This window comes from Prosthecobacter sp., assembly GCF_049294395.1.
Taxonomy (GTDB): domain Bacteria; phylum Verrucomicrobiota; class Verrucomicrobiia; order Verrucomicrobiales; family Verrucomicrobiaceae; genus Prosthecobacter.
The window spans coordinates 1-19901 of record NZ_JBAQCR010000116.1 but is presented as its reverse complement, the minus strand read 5'-3'; the positions used below and the strand labels follow the sequence as shown (position 1 = coordinate 19901).

Annotated in this window: 24 protein-coding genes; 12 read left to right on the top strand and 12 right to left on the bottom strand. The window is 59.2% G+C overall.

The window, feature by feature from the left end:
- Window positions 1-14 precede the first annotated feature (14 nt).
- Window positions 15-905: an alpha/beta hydrolase gene (locus tag WAW39_RS07450; protein ID WP_422317353.1), complete on the top strand. Its 891-nt coding sequence runs from the start codon at window positions 15-17 to the stop codon at window positions 903-905.
- A 25-nt stretch (window positions 906-930) separates the two neighbouring features.
- On the opposite strand, the gene WAW39_RS07445 is transcribed toward WAW39_RS07450, so the two are convergent.
- Window positions 931-1395, bottom strand: a complete 465-nt coding sequence (locus WAW39_RS07445) for a L,D-transpeptidase family protein (RefSeq protein ID WP_422317351.1) — start codon at window positions 1393-1395, stop codon at window positions 931-933.
- Between the two features lie 120 nt (window positions 1396-1515).
- Between WAW39_RS07445 and WAW39_RS07440 the strand changes: the two genes are divergently transcribed.
- Genes WAW39_RS07440 through WAW39_RS07420 form a run of 5 tightly spaced genes read left to right on the top strand, consistent with a single transcriptional unit; the run spans window position 1516 to window position 4172 of the window.
- Window positions 1516-2103 carry a TetR/AcrR family transcriptional regulator gene (locus WAW39_RS07440; RefSeq protein ID WP_422317349.1) on the top strand — a complete coding sequence of 196 codons (588 nt, stop codon included), beginning with the start codon at window positions 1516-1518 and terminating at the stop codon, window positions 2101-2103.
- 55 nt (window positions 2104-2158) lie between these two features.
- Entirely contained in the window at window positions 2159-2473 is a 315-nt protein-coding gene (gene trxA / locus WAW39_RS07435) for a thioredoxin (protein WP_422317347.1), read from the top strand.
- A 45-nt stretch (window positions 2474-2518) separates the two neighbouring features.
- The gene (locus WAW39_RS07430) at window positions 2519-2962 is read left to right on the top strand and encodes a DUF5069 domain-containing protein (protein WP_422317345.1); all 444 of its coding nucleotides are present in this window, start codon (window positions 2519-2521) and stop codon (window positions 2960-2962) included.
- 46 nt (window positions 2963-3008) lie between these two features.
- Entirely contained in the window at window positions 3009-3770 is a 762-nt protein-coding gene (locus WAW39_RS07425; protein WP_422317343.1) for a glucose 1-dehydrogenase, read from the top strand.
- Between the two features lie 12 nt (window positions 3771-3782).
- On the top strand, window positions 3783-4172 hold the full coding sequence (locus tag WAW39_RS07420) for a nuclear transport factor 2 family protein (RefSeq protein WP_422317341.1): 390 nt from the start codon (window positions 3783-3785) through the stop codon (window positions 4170-4172).
- Between the two features lie 5 nt (window positions 4173-4177).
- Here the strand turns inward: WAW39_RS07420 and pncA are convergent, their stop codons facing one another.
- Genes pncA through WAW39_RS07375 form a run of 9 tightly spaced genes read right to left on the bottom strand, consistent with a single transcriptional unit; the run spans window position 4178 to window position 10848 of the window.
- Window positions 4178-4777 carry a bifunctional nicotinamidase/pyrazinamidase gene (gene pncA, locus WAW39_RS07415; RefSeq protein ID WP_422317339.1) on the bottom strand — a complete coding sequence of 200 codons (600 nt, stop codon included), beginning with the start codon at window positions 4775-4777 and terminating at the stop codon, window positions 4178-4180.
- A gap of 9 nt (window positions 4778-4786) precedes the next feature.
- Window positions 4787-5329, bottom strand: coding sequence for an endonuclease V (locus tag WAW39_RS07410; RefSeq protein WP_422317337.1), 543 nt, complete (start codon window positions 5327-5329; stop codon window positions 4787-4789).
- The gene (locus tag WAW39_RS07405) at window positions 5326-6765 is read right to left on the bottom strand and encodes a nicotinate phosphoribosyltransferase (protein ID WP_422317335.1); all 1440 of its coding nucleotides are present in this window, start codon (window positions 6763-6765) and stop codon (window positions 5326-5328) included. The genes WAW39_RS07410 and WAW39_RS07405 overlap by 4 nt, the downstream gene beginning before the upstream one ends.
- A 3-nt stretch (window positions 6766-6768) precedes the next feature.
- Window positions 6769-7806 (bottom strand): ADP-ribosylglycohydrolase family protein, encoded by a 1038-nt coding sequence (locus tag WAW39_RS07400; RefSeq protein WP_422317333.1) that lies wholly within the window; start codon window positions 7804-7806, stop codon window positions 6769-6771.
- 19 nt (window positions 7807-7825) lie between these two features.
- Window positions 7826-8176, bottom strand: a complete 351-nt coding sequence (locus tag WAW39_RS07395; protein WP_422317331.1) for a hypothetical protein — start codon at window positions 8174-8176, stop codon at window positions 7826-7828.
- Window positions 8173-8697, bottom strand: coding sequence for an O-acetyl-ADP-ribose deacetylase (locus WAW39_RS07390; RefSeq protein ID WP_422317329.1), 525 nt, complete (start codon window positions 8695-8697; stop codon window positions 8173-8175). The genes WAW39_RS07395 and WAW39_RS07390 overlap by 4 nt, the downstream gene beginning before the upstream one ends.
- The gene (locus tag WAW39_RS07385) at window positions 8694-9239 is read right to left on the bottom strand and encodes an RNA 2'-phosphotransferase (protein WP_422317327.1); all 546 of its coding nucleotides are present in this window, start codon (window positions 9237-9239) and stop codon (window positions 8694-8696) included. Before WAW39_RS07385 ends, WAW39_RS07390 begins: the two co-directional genes overlap by 4 nt.
- Window positions 9236-10162, bottom strand: a complete 927-nt coding sequence (locus WAW39_RS07380; protein ID WP_422317325.1) for an ADP-ribosylglycohydrolase family protein — start codon at window positions 10160-10162, stop codon at window positions 9236-9238. Before WAW39_RS07380 ends, WAW39_RS07385 begins: the two co-directional genes overlap by 4 nt.
- The gene (locus tag WAW39_RS07375; RefSeq protein ID WP_422317323.1) at window positions 10159-10848 is read right to left on the bottom strand and encodes an NrtR DNA-binding winged helix domain-containing protein; all 690 of its coding nucleotides are present in this window, start codon (window positions 10846-10848) and stop codon (window positions 10159-10161) included. The genes WAW39_RS07380 and WAW39_RS07375 overlap by 4 nt, the downstream gene beginning before the upstream one ends.
- A 420-nt stretch (window positions 10849-11268) precedes the next feature.
- Here WAW39_RS07375 and WAW39_RS07370 point away from each other — a divergent pair, with 420 nt between their 5' ends.
- From WAW39_RS07370 to WAW39_RS07355, 4 genes are all read left to right on the top strand, one after another.
- On the top strand, window positions 11269-12294 hold the full coding sequence (locus tag WAW39_RS07370; RefSeq protein WP_422317321.1) for an aspartate-semialdehyde dehydrogenase: 1026 nt from the start codon (window positions 11269-11271) through the stop codon (window positions 12292-12294).
- A 398-nt stretch (window positions 12295-12692) separates the two neighbouring features.
- Window positions 12693-14372: a sensor histidine kinase gene (locus WAW39_RS07365; protein ID WP_422317319.1), complete on the top strand. Its 1680-nt coding sequence runs from the start codon at window positions 12693-12695 to the stop codon at window positions 14370-14372.
- A complete protein-coding gene (locus WAW39_RS07360; RefSeq protein ID WP_422317317.1) occupies window positions 14369-15052 on the top strand; it encodes a response regulator transcription factor in 684 nt (227 codons plus the stop codon). Before WAW39_RS07365 ends, WAW39_RS07360 begins: the two co-directional genes overlap by 4 nt.
- Before the next feature lie 50 nt (window positions 15053-15102).
- Complete coding sequence (locus tag WAW39_RS07355; RefSeq protein WP_422317315.1) at window positions 15103-16179, top strand: dipeptidase; 1077 nt, start codon at window positions 15103-15105, stop codon at window positions 16177-16179.
- A gap of 15 nt (window positions 16180-16194) precedes the next feature.
- Here WAW39_RS07355 and rtcA read toward each other — a convergent pair whose 3' ends face one another.
- Window positions 16195-17223: an RNA 3'-terminal phosphate cyclase gene (gene rtcA, locus WAW39_RS07350; RefSeq protein WP_422317313.1), complete on the bottom strand. Its 1029-nt coding sequence runs from the start codon at window positions 17221-17223 to the stop codon at window positions 16195-16197.
- 35 nt (window positions 17224-17258) lie between these two features.
- On the opposite strand from rtcA, the gene WAW39_RS07345 reads away from it, so the two are divergent.
- Window positions 17259-17450, top strand: a complete 192-nt coding sequence (locus tag WAW39_RS07345; RefSeq protein WP_422317311.1) for a hypothetical protein — start codon at window positions 17259-17261, stop codon at window positions 17448-17450.
- Window positions 17447-17938, top strand: a complete 492-nt coding sequence (locus tag WAW39_RS07340; protein ID WP_422317309.1) for a hypothetical protein — start codon at window positions 17447-17449, stop codon at window positions 17936-17938. The genes WAW39_RS07345 and WAW39_RS07340 overlap by 4 nt, the downstream gene beginning before the upstream one ends.
- A 45-nt stretch (window positions 17939-17983) precedes the next feature.
- Here the strand turns inward: WAW39_RS07340 and WAW39_RS07335 are convergent, their stop codons facing one another.
- On the bottom strand, window positions 17984-19471 hold the full coding sequence (locus WAW39_RS07335) for an RtcB family protein (RefSeq protein WP_422317307.1): 1488 nt from the start codon (window positions 19469-19471) through the stop codon (window positions 17984-17986).
- Between the last annotated feature and the right edge of the window lie 430 nt (window positions 19472-19901).

Below are 19901 nucleotides of genomic sequence, written 5' to 3'. Positions count from 1 at the left end.
TCAAGCCACCTGCCATGAAACACCTCTGCTTCGCGATCCTTTTTGCCATCTCCTTCCTGCAAGCCCAAAGCCCTGCTTCGGCGGAAAAGCCCGCCGCCAAGCCGATAGCGCCTGATGCGGTGGATCAGATGGCCACCGGGCTGAAACCCACGCGAATCCTGCCGTACAAGAAGATCGCCGAGCAGGAACTGGAACTGCACGTCTTCGAACCGGATGGCCTCAAGGCGGGTGACAGCCGCGCCTGCTTCCTCATCATCCACGGTGGCGGCTGGACCGGCGGCACGCCCCGGCGCATGTACTCCTTTGCGGCGCATTATGCGAAGCTCGGCATGGTGGGCATCAGCATGCAGTACCGCCTATACAGCAAGAAGACCGGAGTCAGCGTCTTTGACTGCGTGAAGGATGCCCGGTCTGCTGTGCGCTACATCCGCGGGCATGCAACGGAGCTGGGGATTGATCCGCAAAAAGTCATCGTCAGCGGTGGATCAGCCGGTGGTCATCTGGCCGCCGCCACCGCTCTTTTTGACCCTGTGAATGAAGACAGCGACGACCTCAAAATTTCACCGGTCCCCAACGCCCTGGTGCTGCTCTTTCCCGTCATCGACACCTCCAAAGAGGGCTACGGGAATGCGAAAATCGGTGAGCGCTGGCAGGAACTGTCCCCGGTGCACCACGTCCGCCCGGGCGTGCCCCCAACGATCATCTTCCACGGCACCGGTGACACTGTCACGCCCTTTGCAGGTGCCAAGGCTTTCCAAGAGGCCATGCTGAAGGCAGGCAACCGCTGTGAACTCGACATCAATGAAGGCGGAGTGCACGGCTATCTCATGCGCAACAAAGCCCTCTATGAGGACACCCTGCAGAAGACGGATGTCTTTTTGAAGTTACTGGGGCTGCTCAAATGAGGTGCTACAACGGGGAGCCCGGGGCTCATTCCTCGATCCATACCGGCGTCCCCGCCGGCACGAGATCAAACAGCTCGATCATTTCGCGATTGCGCAGGCGCACGCAGCCGTGGCTGGCTGGGCGACCGATGCTGTTTTCATCGTTGGTGCCGTGGATGTAGATGTAGCGCTGGTAGGTGCTCTCATTGCGCGGCTCCATGCCATGCAGCCAGAGGATGCGCGTGAGGACAAGATCGGACTTTGTTTCCATGCCAGGGGTCCAGCGACCAACGGGCTGGCGTGACTTGAAAATGGTGCCGCTCTCCGCGCCGTCGCCGTGCTTTTCCTTTACCACAAAGCGGCCCAGCGGCGTCTTGTTGCTGCCTTCGGTGAAGCCGATGCCAAATTTCGACGTGCTGCACGGCCACTCGCGCACGAGGCGCCTGTCATCAAACAAACGCAGCCGCTGCATGCCGATGCTGACTTCGAGGTGTGGGTGGGTGAGGCTCATGGGGGATTGAATGATCGACTGCGGACGGGAACTTCGTTTGATAGCATCAACGGGCAAGATTGCAGAAATAAAAGAATGCGGTTGATTGATTAGACTGATCGGTCTAATGATTCATCCATCATGAGCGACCGGACGACCAAAGAACGCATTCTCGACGCAGCTGAAGGGCTGATGCTTGAGAAGAGCTTTCACTCGGTCGGGCTGACGGAAATCCTTGAGGCCGTGAAGGTGCCCAAGGGCTCTTTCTATCACCACTTCAAATCCAAGGAACAGTTTGGCGTGGAAATGCTGAAGCATTACGTGGCCGATGCCACGGCCTACAAGAAGCAGATGCTGCTTTCCGACACGCCTGAGCCGGACCCGCTGAAGCGACTGCTCAGTTTTTGCGAAGGCACGATCTGCCGTGTGCTGGAAACGAAGGGGAAGTGCCCCTGTCTGGTGCTCAAGCTGGCGGCTGAAGTCGCTGACATGAGTGAGGCGATGCGCGAGGTGCTTGCGGCTGGAAATCGCGAGTCGATCGCCATCTTGGAGCAGGTGCTGCAGGAAGGCATCGAGAAAAAGAAGATCGCCAAAACCGTGCGGCCTGCCGAAGCGGCCGTGATCATTCATGACCTGTGGAATGGAGCCATGCAGCGCTCTGCCATCTGCCGTGACGCGACTCCTCCACGCGAAGCGCTGAACTTCATTCGCACGCTGCTCACTCCCTGATTTTCTTTTTAGTCCGCTGTAAACCGACCGGTCTATTCTAGACCAACCCACTCCTATGAAACCCATCGCCCTCACCACTGAAACTTTTGACGCCACTCTTGCCAACACTGACCAGCCTGTCCTCGTGGACTTCTGGGCGGAGTGGTGCGGCCCCTGCAAGATGATGTCGCCCATTCTCGACCAGCTTGCGACTGAGCAGGCGGGACGCGCCACCATCGCCAAGGTGAACATCGACGCCTTCCCCGACCTGCAAGCTCGCTTTGGCATCCGCGCCATCCCCACGCTCATCGTCTTCAAAAACGGCCAGCCCGTGAACACGATTACCGGCGTGAAGAGCAAAGGCTTTCTGGAAGCCGCGCTTGCCGCCTGATTTCTTTTTCACCCCAAAACCAACGCCACAAACCACCCCAAGCCCATGTCCATCGACCTCACCCAACGTCCCCCACGCAGCCCACGCGTCCGCCTTGGCGGCTATGTTTTGCTCCCACGCCTGCTCGACAAATGCCGTGCTGAGATCGCCGGTAAAAACGGCGAGTACCACTACAACTGCCCGCTGGATCAGCGCTTCCTGAGCTTCACCGGCATCGACCACGAAGCCCTGAAAGCCGAAGCGGCCAAGGGACTGGGCGACGCCGACATGTTTGCCTGGATCGAAAAGAGCGCGCTGCACAAACGCAGCGACTACGAGATCGCCCACTGGAGCGAATACCGTGAAGCTGCCGTGCCTAGCGATAACGAGAGCCGAGAGTACATCAGCGCACAGATCGCCAAGGCGGGAGGCTCTGCACGTGAAGACATCGGCACGTGGTTCGATTTCCTCGATTTCGACGACCACGTCTCATTCGGCGGCAAAGCCTGATTCACTCACTCACTCCCTCAACTCAATCCCTCAAGACCCCACTCACATGCAAACCACATTCCAAAACAAAGTCGTCCTCATCACCGGAGCCACCAGCGGCATCGGCAAAGTCAGTGCTCTCGCCTTCGCCAAAGCCGGGGCGAAAGTCGTCGTCAGCGGCAGGCGTGAAGCCGAAGGCCAGGCCGTCGTGGCTGAAATCAAAGCCGCAGGTGGTGAAGCCACTTTTGTGAAAGCGGACGTGGCCGTGGAGGCTGACGTCGCGGCGCTCGTGGCCAAGACAGTGGCGATGTATGGCCACCTTGACATCGCTTTTAATAACGCGGGCGTCGAACTTGCCGGCTCCATTGTGGATGCCACCGAGGCGGACTATCGCCGAGTCTTTGACATCAATGTGTGGGGTGTGATCACCTCCATGAAGCATGAGATTCCCGTCATGCTCAAGCAGGGCGCGGGTGTCATCATCAACACCAGCAGTGCTGCCGGGCATGTTGGCATGGCTGGTGCCAGCATCTACGTCGCCAGCAAGCATGCTGTCGAAGGCCTCACGAAAGCCGCGGCACTGGAATATGCGAAGCAGGGCATCCGTGTGAACGCCGTGGCACCTGCGGCCGTCGAAACCGACATGATGACGCGCTTCACCGGCAATGGAAATGAAGAAGCACTCACCTACCTGCGCTCTCTGCATCCTATTGGCCGCATGGGACGCTCTGAGGAGATCGCCAACCCCGTGCTCTTCCTCGCGAGCGACGCCGCTTCTTTCATCACCGGCACATCGTTGAAGGTTGATGGCGGCTTGCTTGCGCAGTAACGATAACGCGTCATGACCCCGCTCGAAATCATCCGCGAAATGTATCGTGCCATGCGCGCGGGAGATGACGCCGCTTTCACCGCGCTCTGCACCGACGACCTCGTCTGGCAGCAGAGCGCGGGTTTTCCCGGCGGCTCCACCTGGCACGGTGCTGCTGCGGTGATTGAAAATGTTTTTCGTGCCAATGCCAGACGCTGGACCGGCTTCGCTTTCACGGAAGAAGAAATGTTCGCCACTGGTGACCGCGTCGTTGTCCTCGGCCACTACAGTGGATCTGCTCCCGACACCGGCAAAGCCATGAGAGCCGCCGTGGCCCACGTCTATGATTTGAGAGATGGCCGGATCGCCCGCTTTCGCATGTTTGCCGACACGCACCCGATGTGGGAGGCCATGGTGGCTTGACGCGATCAGTCCTGGATGAGCGCACCCGCCGCCTGCATTTCATCCAACGCGCGCGCCACATCTCCGGGCTGCAGATTCACACCTCGGCAAGCTTGAGCGATCAGGTTCACCTGGAAGCCTTCTTTCAAGGCATCGAGCACGGTGAACTTCACGCAGTAGTCCGTAGCCACACCGGCGATGGTGAGTTCGCTGACGTTTTGGGCCTTCAGCCATTCGCCCATGCCGGTGGAGGCTCGATGGCCGTTGTCGTAAAAGCCACTGTAGCTGTCGATGCGTGGGTTCATGCCTTTGGTGAAAACATGAGTGATGCGTTGCGCGTCGAGAGCTGGAGCGAATGACGCGCCATCCGTGTTTTGCAAGCAATGAATGGGCCAGAGTGTCTGGGACAGGCCGTCGAGATCGATATTGTCATAGGCACTTTTGCCAGGATGATTGGCGGCGAAGCTGCCGTGATCCGCAGGATGCCAGTCCTGGGTGGCGACGATGAGATCAAACTGCGGCATGAGGTCATTCACGAGGGGGATGATTTCATCCGCACCCGGTACGGCGAGCGCGCCTCCGGGCATGAAGTCGTTTTGGATGTCGATGAGGAGGAGGGTTTTCATGAAGGAGAATCATTGGGGGGCCACGGCTGAGGGAGCGCCACTGCGGCAGAGCGAATCCACGCTTTTCAGAAGGGTGGGGAGACGGAAGGCGCCATGCATGGACTGGATGTGACATGCGGCGTCCTGCTGGTCCATACCGGCAGCCGTGACAAAGAGGGGCTTCATGCTCTCGCCACGGAACACATGTGCGGCGTGGGGAGATTGATCAAAGGAAGTCTTGGCCACGCCGATGACGGGGATTCCTGTGGCCTCGTGCAGATGCCATCCCAGGCCGGGCTCGCCGGGGCGCAGCCACACATGACCATCGATGACGATCACCGCAGGCGCTTGAGGCAGCAGTTTTAAAACCGCGAGCACACAGGGGAGTTCCCTCCGGTAAAACTGGCCGGGTTGATAGTCGGCCACTTGAGGAATGTGGCAGAGGTGCTGCTCTTTGATCTGATCATCCGCCCAGTTTTCAAACAAAACGGCGGCAGCCGCTGCGCCGTGATCGTGGTAGCACACATCCACGGCGGCGATCAGGGGCGGCGGGGCATTCAGGGAGGCGCTCACGATTTTGCTTTCTGAATGAGCTGTAGTTTCCGCTCATGCAGCGTTCTTTCCACGCCTGCTGTGTACTCATGCGGATGCTGGAGACGTTTCACCGTGGCGTGAAGATGTGTGAGCTGATCGCAGCAGCGGCTTTGGATCTGCGGCAGCGTGGGGAGTTCGGCGACGAGTTTTCCAGCACGAAACACCGGTTGCAGCAGGTCTTCGTGGGTCGCGCCTTCGGGAATGGGTTTGCTGCGAGTGGCATCGCTGGGGTGCATGATTTCCACGGGGGCGGGGCAGCCGTGCTCCTCGTCGAAAATGGCATCGCCACGGAATTCGCCGTTGAGGGTGAAGCGGCGCACCTGCTGGATGCCGGGATTGTTCACTTTGATGGCCTGTTCGCTGAGCTTGATCTTGGGCTCCCAATCGCCCGCTGCATTGCGGATGGCACCGAGCTTGTAGACGCCACCGAGCGCGGGCTGTGAGCCGCCGGTGACCATCTGGGTGCCGACGCCCCACACGCCGATTTTTGCGCCCTGATGTTTCAGGCTCTCGATGAGGTGCTCGTCGAGATCGTTGCTGGCGACGATGAAGGCGTTTGGGAATCCGCCTTCGTCCAGAATGCGGCGGGCCTCGATGCTGAGCCAGGCGAGATCGCCTGAGTCGAGGCGGATGCCGGCGAGTTCGTGTCCGCGATCACGTAGACGATAACCAACTTCCACGGCATGTCGCACGCCTTCGAGGGTGTCGTAGGTGTCCACGAGGAAGACGCAGTTGTTGGGCAGCGCTTCGGCGTAAGCTTCGAAGGCTTCGAGTTCGGTGTCGAAGGACATGACCCATGAGTGGGCATGCGTGCCGCGCACGGGGATGCCATGGGTCATGCCTGCGAGAACATTCGAGGTGGAGGCGCAGCCGCCGATGAAGGCGGCGCGGCTGGCCATGACTGCGCCATCCGGCCCCTGTGCGCGGCGCAGGCCGAACTCCAGCACGGGCTCGCCTTGGGCCGCCAGGCACACACGTGCGGCCTTGGTGGCGATGAGCGTTTGGAAATTGATCATGTTCAGCAAGGCCGTTTCCACAAGCTGCGCCTGAATGAGGGGACCTTTAATGCGCAGGAGGGGCTCGTGGGGGAAGACGACAGTGCCCTCGGGCATGGCATCCACATCGCAGCGCCATTCGAGGGTGCCTAGGTAGTCGAGAAAACCGTGCTCGAAGAGCGGCTTTCCATCCCGCCCCGGCAGCGTGGTGAGATAGTCCAGCTCTGCGGTGCTGAAGCGGAATCCTTGAAGCCACTTCACCACATCTCCCAGTCCGGCGGCGATGGCATAGCCGCCGGAGAAGGGCAGCTTGCGGAAAAACAAATGAAATACGGCCTCCTGCTCCGCCTTGCCGCATTTCCAGTAACCGGCGGCCATGGTGAGTTGATAGAGATCGGTAAGGAGGGGGCTGGTGGTCATGGATTAGTAAGGAGGCAGCATTCGACGGAAGCCGTGCAGGATGACGATGACAAGAAAGAACAGGTTTCGCAGCAGAACAGCGGGCCAGAAATAGCGCGGAGCACGGCGATTTCCCGAGACGAGCGCCTGCGCCACTCGTCGGATGTAATTGACCGAGCGTGGCCATTCGAAGATAGCGTCGATCCATGCACGCGGGATGCCAGCCTCTCCAGTTTCGGCGCCACAGATGGCTCCTGTGATCGCCGCCACGGTGTCCGTGTCTCCGCCGCATTGGATTACTGAGCGCACTGCCGTTTCGAAATCACCTCGATGCCGCAGCCATGCGAACAGTGCCACTGCAACTGTGTTGGGTGCAAAGCCGCTCACTCCGTATCCACAGCCAATGTCCACCGCATATTCCAGCACGCTCTTCTGTGTGCTCAACGCCGTCTTCAATGCTGCAAAGCGCGATTTCATTTCGTCACTGACAATGAGCTTTTCCAAGACAGGCAGCGCTTCATGCGAAGAGAGATGCTGTGCGGCCATGGAAGCTGCTTCTGCCACCAAGAGTGCGGATTCTTCCGCACGTGGATCCGTGTGGGTGAGACGGCATGCGGCAAGGGTGAATGCCTGTCGTTTCGCAGCATCATCGCCAAACACCACACCCATGATCACACTGCGCATGGCCGCTCCATTTCCCGCTGAATGAACCCCGGCTTTCGCTGCGGGGAATCCGATCCATAGCCGCAGGATGGCTCTTGCTGTGCTCAAACCGACTCCTGCGGGCAAGGCCAGTAGCCACCAGCGCAACTTCCAGCCAAGTGCGCGTTGCATTGCGGCAGGATCGTTTGGGTGCTCTATGAGTGCAGTTGCCAGCATCAGCGTGTGCTCCGTGTCATCGCTGAACATGCCGCGCCCGAAGATGAACCGATGCTGATAGCCGAGTTTCATCGCCGCCACGCGCTTGCGAGACATTCCTTCAGCCGGAAGGCCCAGGGCATCCCCCACCGCCGTGCCCAGCAGGCAGCCCAGGATGGCTTGCTTTTGTGGTGATGAATTCATGGAAGGGGGGGGGCTTGTATTAGTCTGTTTCCGGGAAGCGTCTGGCCACCTCAATCTGACCGACGATGTGCCGGTTGAACTCTTCCAGCTCTTCGGCAGGCACCCAGAGTTCTCGATGCACAGCGCCTCCAACAACCTGCTCCTCAAAACGGCTCAAATACTCCGCTTCGACCTCGAAACGCGTAACGAAACCCGATCCAGATGCGGGCACATTCCAGTCACGCGCGATCTGGATCGCGTAGTCTTCATTCATCACTGGATAAAAGATGGGCTGGTCAGGGAGACGCGGTGGAAATGCTTTCCAGCCTGAATCCTCAATCAGCTTCAATTCCTTGGGGCCGACGGGGCGATAGAGAGTGATTTTTTTCATTCTTGTGAATCTTGTTCTTGTATCAGCGCTTCATAGCGCTGCCGATCTGCCGCCGCGAAGCAGCAGAAGATGATCTGTTTCAGAGATGAAGGTTTGCTGATGAATTCGCGCACCGTCTCCACGGCAATCTGCGCCGCCTGATCTGCCGGGAAGCGATAGACGCCGGTGGAGATGCAGGGGAAGGCGATGCTGGCCAGCTGATGCTCTGCGGCGATTCGCAATGAGTTCGCATAGCAGGAGCGCAGTTTCTCGGGCTCTCCATTTTTGCCGCCATTCCAGACGGGGCCGACGGTGTGGATGATGTGCCGAGCCTTGAGATTGTAGCCTCGGGTGATTTTGGCTTCGCCGGTGCGGCAGCCATTGAGCATGCGGCATTCGGCCAGCAGATCTTTGCCTGCGGCACGATGGATGGCACCGTCCACGCCACCACCGCTGAGAAGAGAGGAGTTGGCGGCATTGACGATGGCATCGACGTCGAGGGTGGTGATGTCGGCTTGGATGGTTTTGAGCATGGCATTCATGAAATTCGTATGAAGCTGGCTGGCACATGTTCCACGAGCCAGACGCCGTTGGTGCTGAGGTAAAAGGTGTGACCTGCCAGGTGCATGTCGGCTGCCAGGATGGTGAGGAGAACTGGTTTTCCATGACGCGCTCCGACCTGCATGGTCATCTTCGTTTCTGCCGCCAGGTGGACGTGGTGGCGCTGCATTTTCAGCAGTCCCTGCACTTGAATGCTTTCGAGAAAACGCGTCGCGGTGCCGTGATAGAGGATCGGAGGCGGTTCCTTGGGCTCATAGTTCAAATCCACCTCCACGGAATGCCCCTGACTGGCGCGGATGCGTGTGCCGTCGGCGCTGAACTCAAAGCGTTTTTTGGCATTGGTAGCGACGATGTGGTCGAGGTCAGCACGGCTCAAGGGACGCCGGGCTTTGGCGCAGCCGGCAAGCAAATCTTCGACACTCGCCCAGCCTGCGGCGTCGAGGGTGATGTGAGCGGTTTGGGGTTGATGCCGCAGGACCAGACTGAGAAACTTGCTGGTGCGGGTGGTTTGTTCGGGGTTCATTTGAATTCTAAATTGAGAGGTTCACGTGATTTCAGCCATAGCGGAGGAATCCCTTCACGCCCGACTCGAAGGACAACGATTCCTCCGACGATGGCGCAGTTGGTATCGCAGTCGCCGTCACCTTCGAGAGTGGTTATCAAGGCTTCGCAATAGTTGTCGAGATGGCGAATGGCACACCAGATGGCGAATGGCACGGTATCGGGTGCGGTAACGAGAAAGCCAGAACCAAGAATCCGCGCAGCATTTTCACCGGACATTTCCAAGGGCACGAAACTTGCCTTTCGAAGGCCTTCGTGGGTTTCTCCAGCGGGCGTGAGTTCCAGGACTTTCTGCCAGATGGCTTTGCGCGCATTTTCCAGAGGAAGCATTCTGGTATTCCATGCCATCGCGGCCGCCAATGACACTGCGACGCTGCCCGCGATCCCTTCTGCATGAGCATGTGTCACGATCGATGATTGCCAGCTTTCGGTGACGACTTTCGCCAGACTATCAGCGAACCACGCGCCCAAAGGAGCTGAGCGCATAGCGCTGCCATTGCCCTTCGAGCCACGTCCACTAAAAGCCGCCGTTGAAGTTTCCCGCCAGCTCGCACCGCGTGCGATTTCATCCAACTGCATCCGTGCGCCTTTGCCATAGCCGCGGCCAGGATCAGCCTGATACCGCCTGACAAAGCGCCAGGCCAGAGAGTCAGTTGCGACTTGACCATGGTTCGCCATCTCCTCAACGATGGCCATCGCCATTTGAGTGTCATCCGTGTGCCACCACGGGCCGGAAGGCAGCCCATCACGCTCAATGACACTCCGCGCACTGCGAGCACACGTCGAAAGCATTTGCCCGAAGGCATCGCCGACTGACAGGCCATCGAGGGAGAGCAATGCGCGTTCGCGAGGTGTTGTGGATGGAGGTGAGTTTTCTGTATTCATATCTCGAAAAGGAATCCCTTCTTTTTCAGGCGCTCGTACTTCACGGGATCGAAGCGGAAGAGCTGGGCGGGGCGGTGGGGGCCTTCGCGGAGTTGTTCTTTGAGGGGGATGAGGAGGTCGTAGCTGAGGACTTTTTTGCGGAAGTTGCGCTTGTCGATCTCGGTGCCGAGGACGCTTTCGTAGAGGCGCTGGAGCTGTGTGAGGGTGAACTTTGGGGGGAGGAGCTCGAAACCGACGGGCTGGTAGGTGAGCTTGCCGCGGAGGCGGGTGAGGGCGGCGGCGAAGATTTCGGCGTGGTCGAAGGCGAGCGGGGGGATGTCGGTGACGGGGAACCAGCGGGCCTCGGCGGCGTCTGTGGCGGCGGCGGTGATGTGGTCTGCGGGTTTGGTGAGTGCGTAGTAGGCGACGCTGACGACGCGCTCGCGGGGGTCGCGGTTGACGGTGCCGAAGGTGTAGAGCTGCTCGAGGAAGAGGTCTTTGAGGCCGGTTTCTTCTTCGAGCTCGCGGCGGGCGGCGTCATCGAGGGTTTCTTCGACGCGGACGAATCCGCCGGGGAGAGCCCAGTGGTCTTTGAAGGGGGCGAGACCGCGGCGGATGAGGAGGACCTGGAGAGCGCCGCCGTCAAAACCGAAGACGACGCAGTCCACGGTGAGTGCGGCTCTTGGGTATTCATAGGTGTGTTTCACACACGAAGTAATGTGTATTTTTCACACGAAGTCAAGATGGGAGTTTTTGGGGAGGTGGATCGAGGACGAATCAGAGCGGGAGCAACAGGATGCGGGGGCTTGGGACGTTTGTCCGGAACCGGCTGTTGCGAAGCCGCGAAGCGAACCCGGGACTACAATACGAAGAGCCCGGCCCCGGACGGGCTGCAATGGAGCGAACCCCGAACTACGCGTGGGGACGCTGCCCCAGAGGGCGGAAGGATTGAGGACGAGGATGATGCGGGGCAGTCCCGGGAGGAAGAGTATGAGTAAGAGTATGAGGAGGAGGAAGATTGGGGGAACGCCGCGCCTTCCCCCACTGTTTACCCGCCCTTGCATCCGGCGGGTGAGGCCTTACTATCGCAGCCCCCTTTTGAACCAACCCCTCGTTAGTAGAATACCATGAGCACCCTGAAGAATGTCGCCATCGTCGGAGCCACAGGCGCTGTGGGCGCGGAGATGATCCGCTGCCTGGAAGAGCGCAAGTTTCCCGTCGGCCAGCTTACCCTCCTTGCCTCCGCACGCAGCGCCGGGAAGAAGCTGAAGTTCAAGGGTGAGGACATCACCATTCAAGAGCTGACGCCGGATTCCTTCAAGGGGATCGACATCGCGCTGTTCAGCGCGGGTGGCGGAATCTCGCGTGACTTTGCGCCGCATGCGGTGAAAGCCGGTGCCGTGGTAGTGGACAATTCCTCCTTCTTCCGTCAGGACCCGGACGTGCCGCTGGTGGTGCCGGAGATCAATGCTGAGGACGTGAAGAGCCACAAGGGCATCATCGCGAACCCGAACTGCACCACGGCGATCTCGCTGATGGCGCTGTATCCGCTGCATCAGGCGTTTGGTGTGAAGCGCATCTTTGCTTCCAGCTACCAAGCGGTGTCTGGCACGGGCGCGCAGGCGATTGAAGAACTGGCGAACCAGTCCCGCGAATGGGCGAGTGAAAACCGCGCCTGGGACGCTGCCAAGCTGGACAGCAAGCCGCACGTGTATCCGCATCAGATCGCCTTCAATGCGATCCCGCATGTGGATTCCTTCCTCGATTCTGGCTACACGAAGGAAGAGATGAAGATGGAGAACGAGGGGCGCAAGATCATGCACCACGACAAGTTCCGTGCGTCCGTTACCTGCGTGCGCATCCCGGTCTTCCGTGCGCATAGCATCGCCATCAGTGCGGAGTTTGAGAAGCCTGTGACGGTGGAAGCGGCACGTGAAGTCTTGTCCAAAGCCCCCGGGCTGGATGTGCTGGATGATCCTGCCGCGAAGCAGTATCCGCTGGCGCTCGACATCGCGGGCCGGGACAACTGCGCCGTGGGCCGCATCCGCATGGACTGCGCGCTGGACAATGGCCTGGCCTTCTGGGTCGTAGGCGACCAGTTGCTCAAAGGGGCGGCGCTGAACGCGGTGCAGATCGCGGAGTGCCTGCTGTAATCAGACCGACCAAACCAAGGATTCAACCAAGGATTCAACCAAGGGCGGGGCCGATGAGGTCCCGCCTTTTTTGTGTGAGTATGTCAGCCCGGGCTTGAGACGATTTTTTTCGGGTTTGGGCCGCCGATTAAGAGTCTTACAATTTCCTTACAACGTACTCACAAGCCGCTGACTCAAACTTTTCCATTCATGCGATGTTTACCCATAGATCAAAGGAAAGCGGGCAGCGGCCCGGGCCTCATGATCACCCTTTTCTCAAAGTGTGGTTATCCTTCTGGCTGTTGGAAACTCTACGAATCACCGGGGCGGACTCAAAAGGTCCGCCCCGGTTGTTTTTATGGTTTTTATAAAATTTAGATGACCGGATAAATCGCGAGGCTAAATTTTACATCTCGCGCATGCTCCAACGCCGTTCCACGATCCTGTTCATCATTCTGGTGATCCTGCCGCTAGCTCTGCTGGCATGGCTGGGGACGTATCTCATTCGTGATGCGGAGAAGCGAACGGACGCCTCCATGCAGGCCATTCTAGCTGAGCGACTTAGCTCGGCTGATCAGCATCTTCTGCATGACATGCGGCAGATTACGGACCGGCTGGATGTGTGGGGTGCGCAGAGCATTGGATCAGCCCGTTTGATGTCCCAAAGGCTGGCCAAGCACCCATGGATTGCCCAGACATGGTCTGTGACTGGCGAGGGGGAAACCGCTCCGGTCGAGTCTTTCGAGGGACTGGCCGGATATCAGCCAGGGCAGATTTTCAAAGCCGAGGACCGCATCAAAGCCATTCTGGAATCCACGCGTAACCCGGACAGCATGCCGCAGTTTGTGTCAGTCCTAGAGGATGGAGGACCGCCGTTTCAGCGTGTCTATGTTTCTGGCAAGCATTCATCCCTTCAACGGCGCTCATCCGAATGGATGACGTACCTCAAGATGTTTGGCTACCACATCGACGATCGTCCGGTGCAAACAGACATCCCCATGTCCTGGAGCGGCTGGCATGTGGGCGATTCCGTTTTCATGTACTGGCACCGGTTTGCCGACGGCAGCCTGAGCTGTGCCCTGCTGAACCCGCAGATGCTGATGAACTCCTTGTTTCAGCGCCTGCCGCAGCCGGGGCTGGCCATCCCGCCCGGCCGCATGATGCTAACGACGGTGAAAGGCATCCCGCTGCACGAATGGGGCAAGCGACTGCCCGGGTCTGAGCGCCCGCCTGCAGCGCATCGGGCCTGTTCGGAGCCGCTCTCACAATGGGAGATGGCTTATACGCCCGCGAATGAGGAGTTTCCCAAGCCCTACCTTTTCCCGATTTTGCTTGGTGTCAGTTCCGGCATCGTGCTCGTCTTTGTGGTGGGCTGGCTTTATTTCCACGAGAGCGCCAGTGAGATCCGCGTGGCGCAGCAGCGGGTGACGTTTGTGAACCAGATCTCTCATGAACTGAAGACGCCGCTGACCAACATCCGTCTCTATGCTGAAATGGCGGCGCATCGTGCGGAATCTCAGGGAGACACCATCGCGAAACGCCAGCTCGGGGTCGTGGAGGCAGAGACCTGCCGTCTGGACCGCCTGATCCAAAACGTGCTCAACTACGCGCGCCAGCAGCGTGACAAGCTGACCATCCAGCCCAAGCCGCTGGCACTGGATCAAACCGTTTCGCGCATTGCCGATTTTTGGAAGCCGCTGCTGGAGACCAAGGGGTTTGAAATCGTCACCTCTTTTAACGGACCGCAAACTATCATGGCTGACCCCGACGCCATTGAACAGATCCTCGGAAATCTGATTTCGAATGTCGATAAATACGCGAACGCCGGCAAGTGGATCGCCATCCACACGGAGCAGGATGAGCGCAATGCCCGGATCATCGTGGAGGATCACGGCCCAGGCATCCCATCCGGCAAGCGCCGCACGGTTTTCGAGCCCTTTGAACGCCTCCGCTCCGACCTTGCTGAAGGTGTGAGTGGAACCGGCATCGGATTGACCATCTCGCGCGAACTGGCACAATTGCATGGCGGTTCTCTTACGGTGTGTCCTAATTACCGCGACGGCGCACGCTTCATTCTCACCCTCCCCAACCAGTCATGACCAAAATACTCATCGCCGAAGACGACGACCACACGCGAGATGCCCTGCGTGAAGTGCTCACCATGGAGGGCTACGCAGTCATCCCCGCCAGCGATGGGCTGCAGGCGGTGGATTTTTTCCGCGCTGAGAGTCCCGACTTCGTCTGCCTGGATGTGATGATGCCTGGCCTGAACGGCTATGAGGTGTGCAAGCAAATCCGCCGCCAGGATGAAAAAGTGCCCATCCTCTTTCTCACGGCCAAAGCTGAGGAGATCGACACGGTGCTGGGGCTTGAACTCGGTGCGGATGATTACATGACCAAGCCCTTTGGGGTGAAGGAGATCATCGCCCGCATCCGCGCCATTTTGCGGCGCACGGCATCGCGTGGCGGTGGCAGGACGGATGATGATTTCACGATGGACGATCTGCGCATCGTGCCAACGGAGCTGCGTGCCTACCGTGACAAGGTGGAGCTGGCCCTCAGCCCGCGGGATGTGAAAGTGCTGCGACTGCTTTATGACCGCCGAGGGAAGGTCATTGATCGCAATACTCTCGCGGACGAGGTGTGGGGCGTGGATTACTTCCCGGAAAGCCGTGCGCTGGACCAGCACATCTCTCAATTGCGCAAGCGCATCGAAAAAGACCCGGCTCAGCCGAGAATTATTCGCACTGTGCATGGTGCAGGCTATCGGTTTGAATGACATGTGATTGCGTCAGCGTAGAATGACGCTCACGTTAGTCATTCTCTCCCATGCTTACCTTCGACGCTCACCTCGACCTCAGCCTCAACGCCCTCGGCGGATTCAATCGCGACCTTCGCCTGCCTGTACATGAGATTCGACGTCGTGAGGAAGGCATGACCGGCAAAGGCCGCGCCCGTGGCACCACCGCCTTTCCGGACATGAGGCGTGGCAAGGTGGGGCTCTGCGTGGCCACGCAGCTTGCGGGGTGCATGCCAGGGCCATCTCCCATCGCGGGATGGATGTCTGCGGAGCAGGCTTGGGCGGAAACGCAGGGGCAGCTCTCGTGGTATCGCGCCATGGAGGAGGCGGGTGAGATGCGCCAGATCACCAATGTACGTGAGCTCGATGAGATGATCGCGCTCTGGAACAACGACTCGATTCCCGATGACGAAAAAGCCATTGGCTACATTCTCAGCCTCGAAGGTGCGGACTCCATCCGCACCGTGGGGCATCTTGAAAAAGCGTGGGAGCAGGGGCTGCGTGCCATGGGACCTGCACACTATGGCGTGTGCCGTTATGCTTTGGGTCATGACAAGGTGGGGCCCCTGCCCGCCGGTGGCAAAGAGCTGATCCAGGAAATGGACAGGCTGGGCATGATCCTCGATGTGACGCATCTCAGCGATGAGTGCTTCTGGCAGGCGCTGGAGATTCATCAGGGCACCGTGTGGGCCAGCCATAGCAACTGCCGAGCCCTGGTTCCTGATCCGCGCCAGTTTTCCGATGACCAGATCAAAGCACTCATCGCACGCGGCGGGGTCATGGGCGCAGCGCTGGATGCGTGGATGATGGTTCCGGGCTGGATCCGTGGCAAGACCACGCCGCAGGAAGTCGGCCTCAAGCTTGAGGTCATCTGCGATCACATTGATCACGTGTGCCAGCTTGCAGGCAACGCTTTGCACAGCGGCATCGGCACGGATCTGGATGGTGGCTATGGCACCGAGCAGACGCCGGAGGATCTCGACACCATCGCCGATCTTTCCCACATCCCCGCCATGCTCGAAAAGCGCGGCTACAAGGCTGAGGACATCGCCAATATCATGCATGGCAACTATCTGCGCCTGCTGCGTGAAGCGTGGGCGGAGTGATGCAACGCGGCGGCATCAACCGCAGCGAATTTGTTTCACGCCTGGCTCCAGTTCTTCGACCGTGAACTTCACGGGCAGGAACTGCTCGATCAGCGCCATGTTCGTCCGAGTGTGGTCGCTGATCGACAGCGTGTGAAACACGCCGCCGCCTGCCAAAGCCATGGGCAGCAGCAGTTGATCGGCGAGATGCACTCCCACGGGTGCGGATGAGGCGAGATATGAGCGCAGTCCTTTCGCTGCGCCTGTGGCCACGGCTTCAGACGATTTGCCCTGCTGCGCGATACCGCTGCTGATCTCGCACACGTTCGCAAAGCGGGCGCCCAGCAGGATGGTATTGCCGGGGCCGGGGCTGTCATTGGCATAGCGAAGTTCAATGTCGGTGGCCGGCCAGGCAAGGAGGGCGGAGGCCGTCGCGATTTCGCGCTCGGCGATGTCGCGATGGAGATGGGCATGGAGGACGCGACCGAACGTTTCGACCGCGTCTCCGCGCTCGGTGAGTTTGAGCCTTTTCCACTTTTTAAGGGGTTGGATTTCTGCCGTAATCATACCACCACCTGCCTGCATGAATCCATGGCGCTCCAGCGTGGCGGTGGTTTTCACGCCCATGCGTTGAATCACCGGCAGATAGCATTGCTCGATGAATTCAAATGGTGGAGCCATGGGGTTGTGTGTCCCGCCTTCGATGCGCAGCGTGCTTGATGATTCCGCATGCAGGAGCGCGGGCAGCAGGGTTTGCAGGACGAGGGTGGTGCTGCCGCCGGAACCAATGGGGAAAGAATAAGCGCCGGCCATGACTTTCCCAGGGTGGAACACGAGTTCCACCGATCCGAGCTCAGCGCCATCGACGCTCGCTTCGCACACTTCTGCGGCGGCTTTCACGCAGGTGAGATGCTGGCGCATCAGTCCAGGCTTTGGCCGCTTGCCACGGATGTTGGTCATCCGAAATGGACGACCGGTGACGAGGGACAGGGAGAGAGAGGAACGGAGGAGCTGACCGCCCCCGGATTCGCCGGAGATTTGGAGGATGGGGGTGGATTTGGTCATTGAGAATTGAAAGGGATGAAATTAAGCTTTGAGTCGTGAATCAAGAAGCTGCACTGATCGAAATCATGCGTGACGCTGACCGAACGCGTCTTGCGCGCATGGTGCGTGAGCAGCCGCCTGTCACGCGCGAAGCCTGGGACAAGCAGGTGAAGGTTTTTGAGGCGGCAGGGAGAGACACAGCTTCCAGCCTGCCATTCTGGAAGCGTTGGTGGAAAACCCGCGGATGAGCCCGGTGAATATACCTGAAGGCTTCGGACAAACACGTGGTTCGGAGCATGAGGTGTGGTTCTCTGAAAATGGTCGTGCGATCAAGGCCACCCACTCCGGAGAATGCGGGCGCGCTTTCGGTCCCTCGCGGTTTGCCAGTCAGGAGGAGTATCTCGAACGCATCCGTCTTACGGTTCAGGTTTTCGGCCTGGACTGGCAGGTGCATGGAATTCACGATTCCGGGCGTCAGGCACGCATTGTGACAAGCCAGCCCATCTTCCTTGGCACTCCAGCCACGCGGCAGGAGATCGCGGATTTCATGCGAGAGCGAGGCTTTGTGCTTCATCGGACGAGATATGGAGATGCCTGGTATCGGAAACAGGACAATGTGCTGGTGGCTGACGCAGAGCCGAAGAACATCGTCCACGGGGCAGAAGGGCTGGCACCTATTGATGTGATTGTGTGCAGGCCTTCCCAGGACTTGTTAAAAGCGGCAGACATAACCTGATGGAGAAGTTGTCATTTTTTACATGCATGGCTGAGTTTGGTCCCATCAATCATCCGCCTCCGCCGCGTCTTTGATGACGAAGCGGGCTTTGAGTTTGCAGACCTGCTGGGCCAGACCGGCGGCTTCGACGCTGCGGAGGACTTCTTTGAAATCCTTGTAGGCGTTGGGGGCTTCGTCGATCGGGTACTGGCGGGCGTTGTAGAGGATGTCGTGGGTTTCGAAGTCGGCATCGACGCTTTTTTGATCGAGCGTGCGTGCGGCGGCTTTGCGGCCCATGCAGCGGCCGGCGCCGTGGTTCACGCTGTAGCAGCTTTTTACGGCATCGGGTTTCGCCACCATCACCACGGAGCCATCGCGCGGATTTCCTGGCAGCAGGATTGGGTGACCGGTTTCGGCAAAAGGGGTGTCCTTGAGCGCGTGGTGGCCACCGGGGAAGGCACGCGTGGCGCCTTTGCGGTGGACCCAGGCGAGCTGGTTGTCCACGACTTCCTGACGGGCGATGTTGTGGCTGATGAAGTACACGAGCTGGCCTTTGGTACCTGGCAGTACTTCCTGGAAAGCCTCCAGCACGAGGGCATTGATGAGCATGTGGTTCACGGTGGCGAAGTTTGCCCCGAGAGCCATGTCATCGAGATAGGCGTCCGCTTCGGGAGTACCAAGTGGTGAATAGACGAGCTGTTTGTCATCGGCAGGAAACGACATTCCCCAAGTGCGGAAGAAGCCTTCCAGTGACTTGAACTGACGCTGCGCAAGGATGTTGCCGAACCCGCGCGAACCGCAGTGGCTGAGGAAGGCGACGTGATTGTCCTGCAGGCCGAAGACTTCGGCGGTCTGGCGCATCGCTGGATCATCAGCAAGTTGCACGACCTCGCACTCACCGAAGTGGTTTCCACCTCCGTAAGAACCGAGCTGCATCATCTTGTTTTCGAAACCAGCGAAGCCGTTGAAGGAGCGCATCTTGTCCAGGCGCTCGTGCAGCGTGGAGACGTTTCCATCGTGGCCGAGGTGCGTGCTGTCTTCGCAGCGCGGCGCCCACTCGGGCGGGATGCCGAGTGCTTCGCACACGCTTTTGCTGGCGCCTTCGGTGCAGACCTGCACACCGAGCTCGGAGGACACGCGGCGGGATTTTTTCGCTTCGCGCTGACCACGACCTGCGCCGGTGGGGGTGCGCAGCAGGATGGCGTCGATGAGCTGACGGCGGATCGCTTTGTCCACGATCGCATCGGCAGGGATGTTCATCTGCAGCAGGGACATGGAGCACTTGATGTCCACGCCCACAGGGCCTGGATAGATGTGCGTTGGCGAAACCATCACGCAACCGACAGGGGCACCGTAACCGGCATGCGCGTCAGGATTGAGCACGAGATCCGTCACGCCCGGAGCGGAGCGGGAGTTGAGAGCCTGATCGATGCAGGTTTGGTCAAAGCCGGAGCGGATCGCTTCCGTACCGATCACGGTGATCGGCTTACCTGCGTTGTTGCGGGCAGGCAGGAAGGCTTCGGCTTCAGCGGTGATGTGGAATGGGGAGGTCATGGTTATGTTTAAAAAATGGCGGTGACGACAAGAGTTTGATGAAACGTTTTTTCTCTGCTCTACCACTGAGCTACGGTCCCGTAAGGTGGGACCGGTGGGACTCGAACCCACGGCATGAGGCGTCATAATGCATGTAGTTCCATCGGGCATTCGTCACCATTTGGGGGGAAATGGGAAAAGCGCTGACTGGCTGAAAAAGAAGGGATGGCGACAAGGATGGAGAGACTTCTCCGCACTGCTGCGGGGCGGGATTTGCACCCGCTGGTTACGATGTAGTCCGCTCCGGCATTCGCCAAAGGTGGTGGTTAGACCGGTTCTTAGAAAGCCTGTCATAAACTCATCTTTGGACGGCATTGGGACTGAAGAACGGAGGGCTGGTCGATCATGGAGCGCAGGGCTTCCATGAGCCGGTCCTGCAGTTGGCTGGCGT

Coding starts and splice junctions, on each gene's coding strand:
- WAW39_RS07450 (WP_422317353.1), top strand. CDS start 15: ATGAAACACCTCTGCTTCGCGATCCTTTTTGCCATCTCCTTCCTGCAA.
- WAW39_RS07445 (WP_422317351.1), bottom strand. CDS start 1,395: ATGAGCCTCACCCACCCACACCTCGAAGTCAGCATCGGCATGCAGCGG.
- WAW39_RS07440 (WP_422317349.1), top strand. CDS start 1,516: ATGAGCGACCGGACGACCAAAGAACGCATTCTCGACGCAGCTGAAGGG.
- trxA (WP_422317347.1), top strand. CDS start 2,159: ATGAAACCCATCGCCCTCACCACTGAAACTTTTGACGCCACTCTTGCC.
- WAW39_RS07430 (WP_422317345.1), top strand. CDS start 2,519: ATGTCCATCGACCTCACCCAACGTCCCCCACGCAGCCCACGCGTCCGC.
- WAW39_RS07425 (WP_422317343.1), top strand. CDS start 3,009: ATGCAAACCACATTCCAAAACAAAGTCGTCCTCATCACCGGAGCCACC.
- WAW39_RS07420 (WP_422317341.1), top strand. CDS start 3,783: ATGACCCCGCTCGAAATCATCCGCGAAATGTATCGTGCCATGCGCGCG.
- pncA (WP_422317339.1), bottom strand. CDS start 4,777: ATGAAAACCCTCCTCCTCATCGACATCCAAAACGACTTCATGCCCGGA.
- WAW39_RS07405 (WP_422317335.1), bottom strand. CDS start 6,765: ATGACCACCAGCCCCCTCCTTACCGATCTCTATCAACTCACCATGGCC.
- WAW39_RS07400 (WP_422317333.1), bottom strand. CDS start 7,806: ATGAATTCATCACCACAAAAGCAAGCCATCCTGGGCTGCCTGCTGGGC.
- WAW39_RS07395 (WP_422317331.1), bottom strand. CDS start 8,176: ATGAAAAAAATCACTCTCTATCGCCCCGTCGGCCCCAAGGAATTGAAG.
- WAW39_RS07390 (WP_422317329.1), bottom strand. CDS start 8,697: ATGAATGCCATGCTCAAAACCATCCAAGCCGACATCACCACCCTCGAC.
- WAW39_RS07385 (WP_422317327.1), bottom strand. CDS start 9,239: ATGAACCCCGAACAAACCACCCGCACCAGCAAGTTTCTCAGTCTGGTC.
- WAW39_RS07380 (WP_422317325.1), bottom strand. CDS start 10,162: ATGAATACAGAAAACTCACCTCCATCCACAACACCTCGCGAACGCGCA.
- WAW39_RS07370 (WP_422317321.1), top strand. CDS start 11,269: ATGAGCACCCTGAAGAATGTCGCCATCGTCGGAGCCACAGGCGCTGTG.
- WAW39_RS07365 (WP_422317319.1), top strand. CDS start 12,693: ATGCTCCAACGCCGTTCCACGATCCTGTTCATCATTCTGGTGATCCTG.
- WAW39_RS07360 (WP_422317317.1), top strand. CDS start 14,369: ATGACCAAAATACTCATCGCCGAAGACGACGACCACACGCGAGATGCC.
- WAW39_RS07355 (WP_422317315.1), top strand. CDS start 15,103: ATGCTTACCTTCGACGCTCACCTCGACCTCAGCCTCAACGCCCTCGGC.
- rtcA (WP_422317313.1), bottom strand. CDS start 17,223: ATGACCAAATCCACCCCCATCCTCCAAATCTCCGGCGAATCCGGGGGC.
- WAW39_RS07340 (WP_422317309.1), top strand. CDS start 17,447: ATGAGCCCGGTGAATATACCTGAAGGCTTCGGACAAACACGTGGTTCG.
- WAW39_RS07335 (WP_422317307.1), bottom strand. CDS start 19,471: ATGACCTCCCCATTCCACATCACCGCTGAAGCCGAAGCCTTCCTGCCT.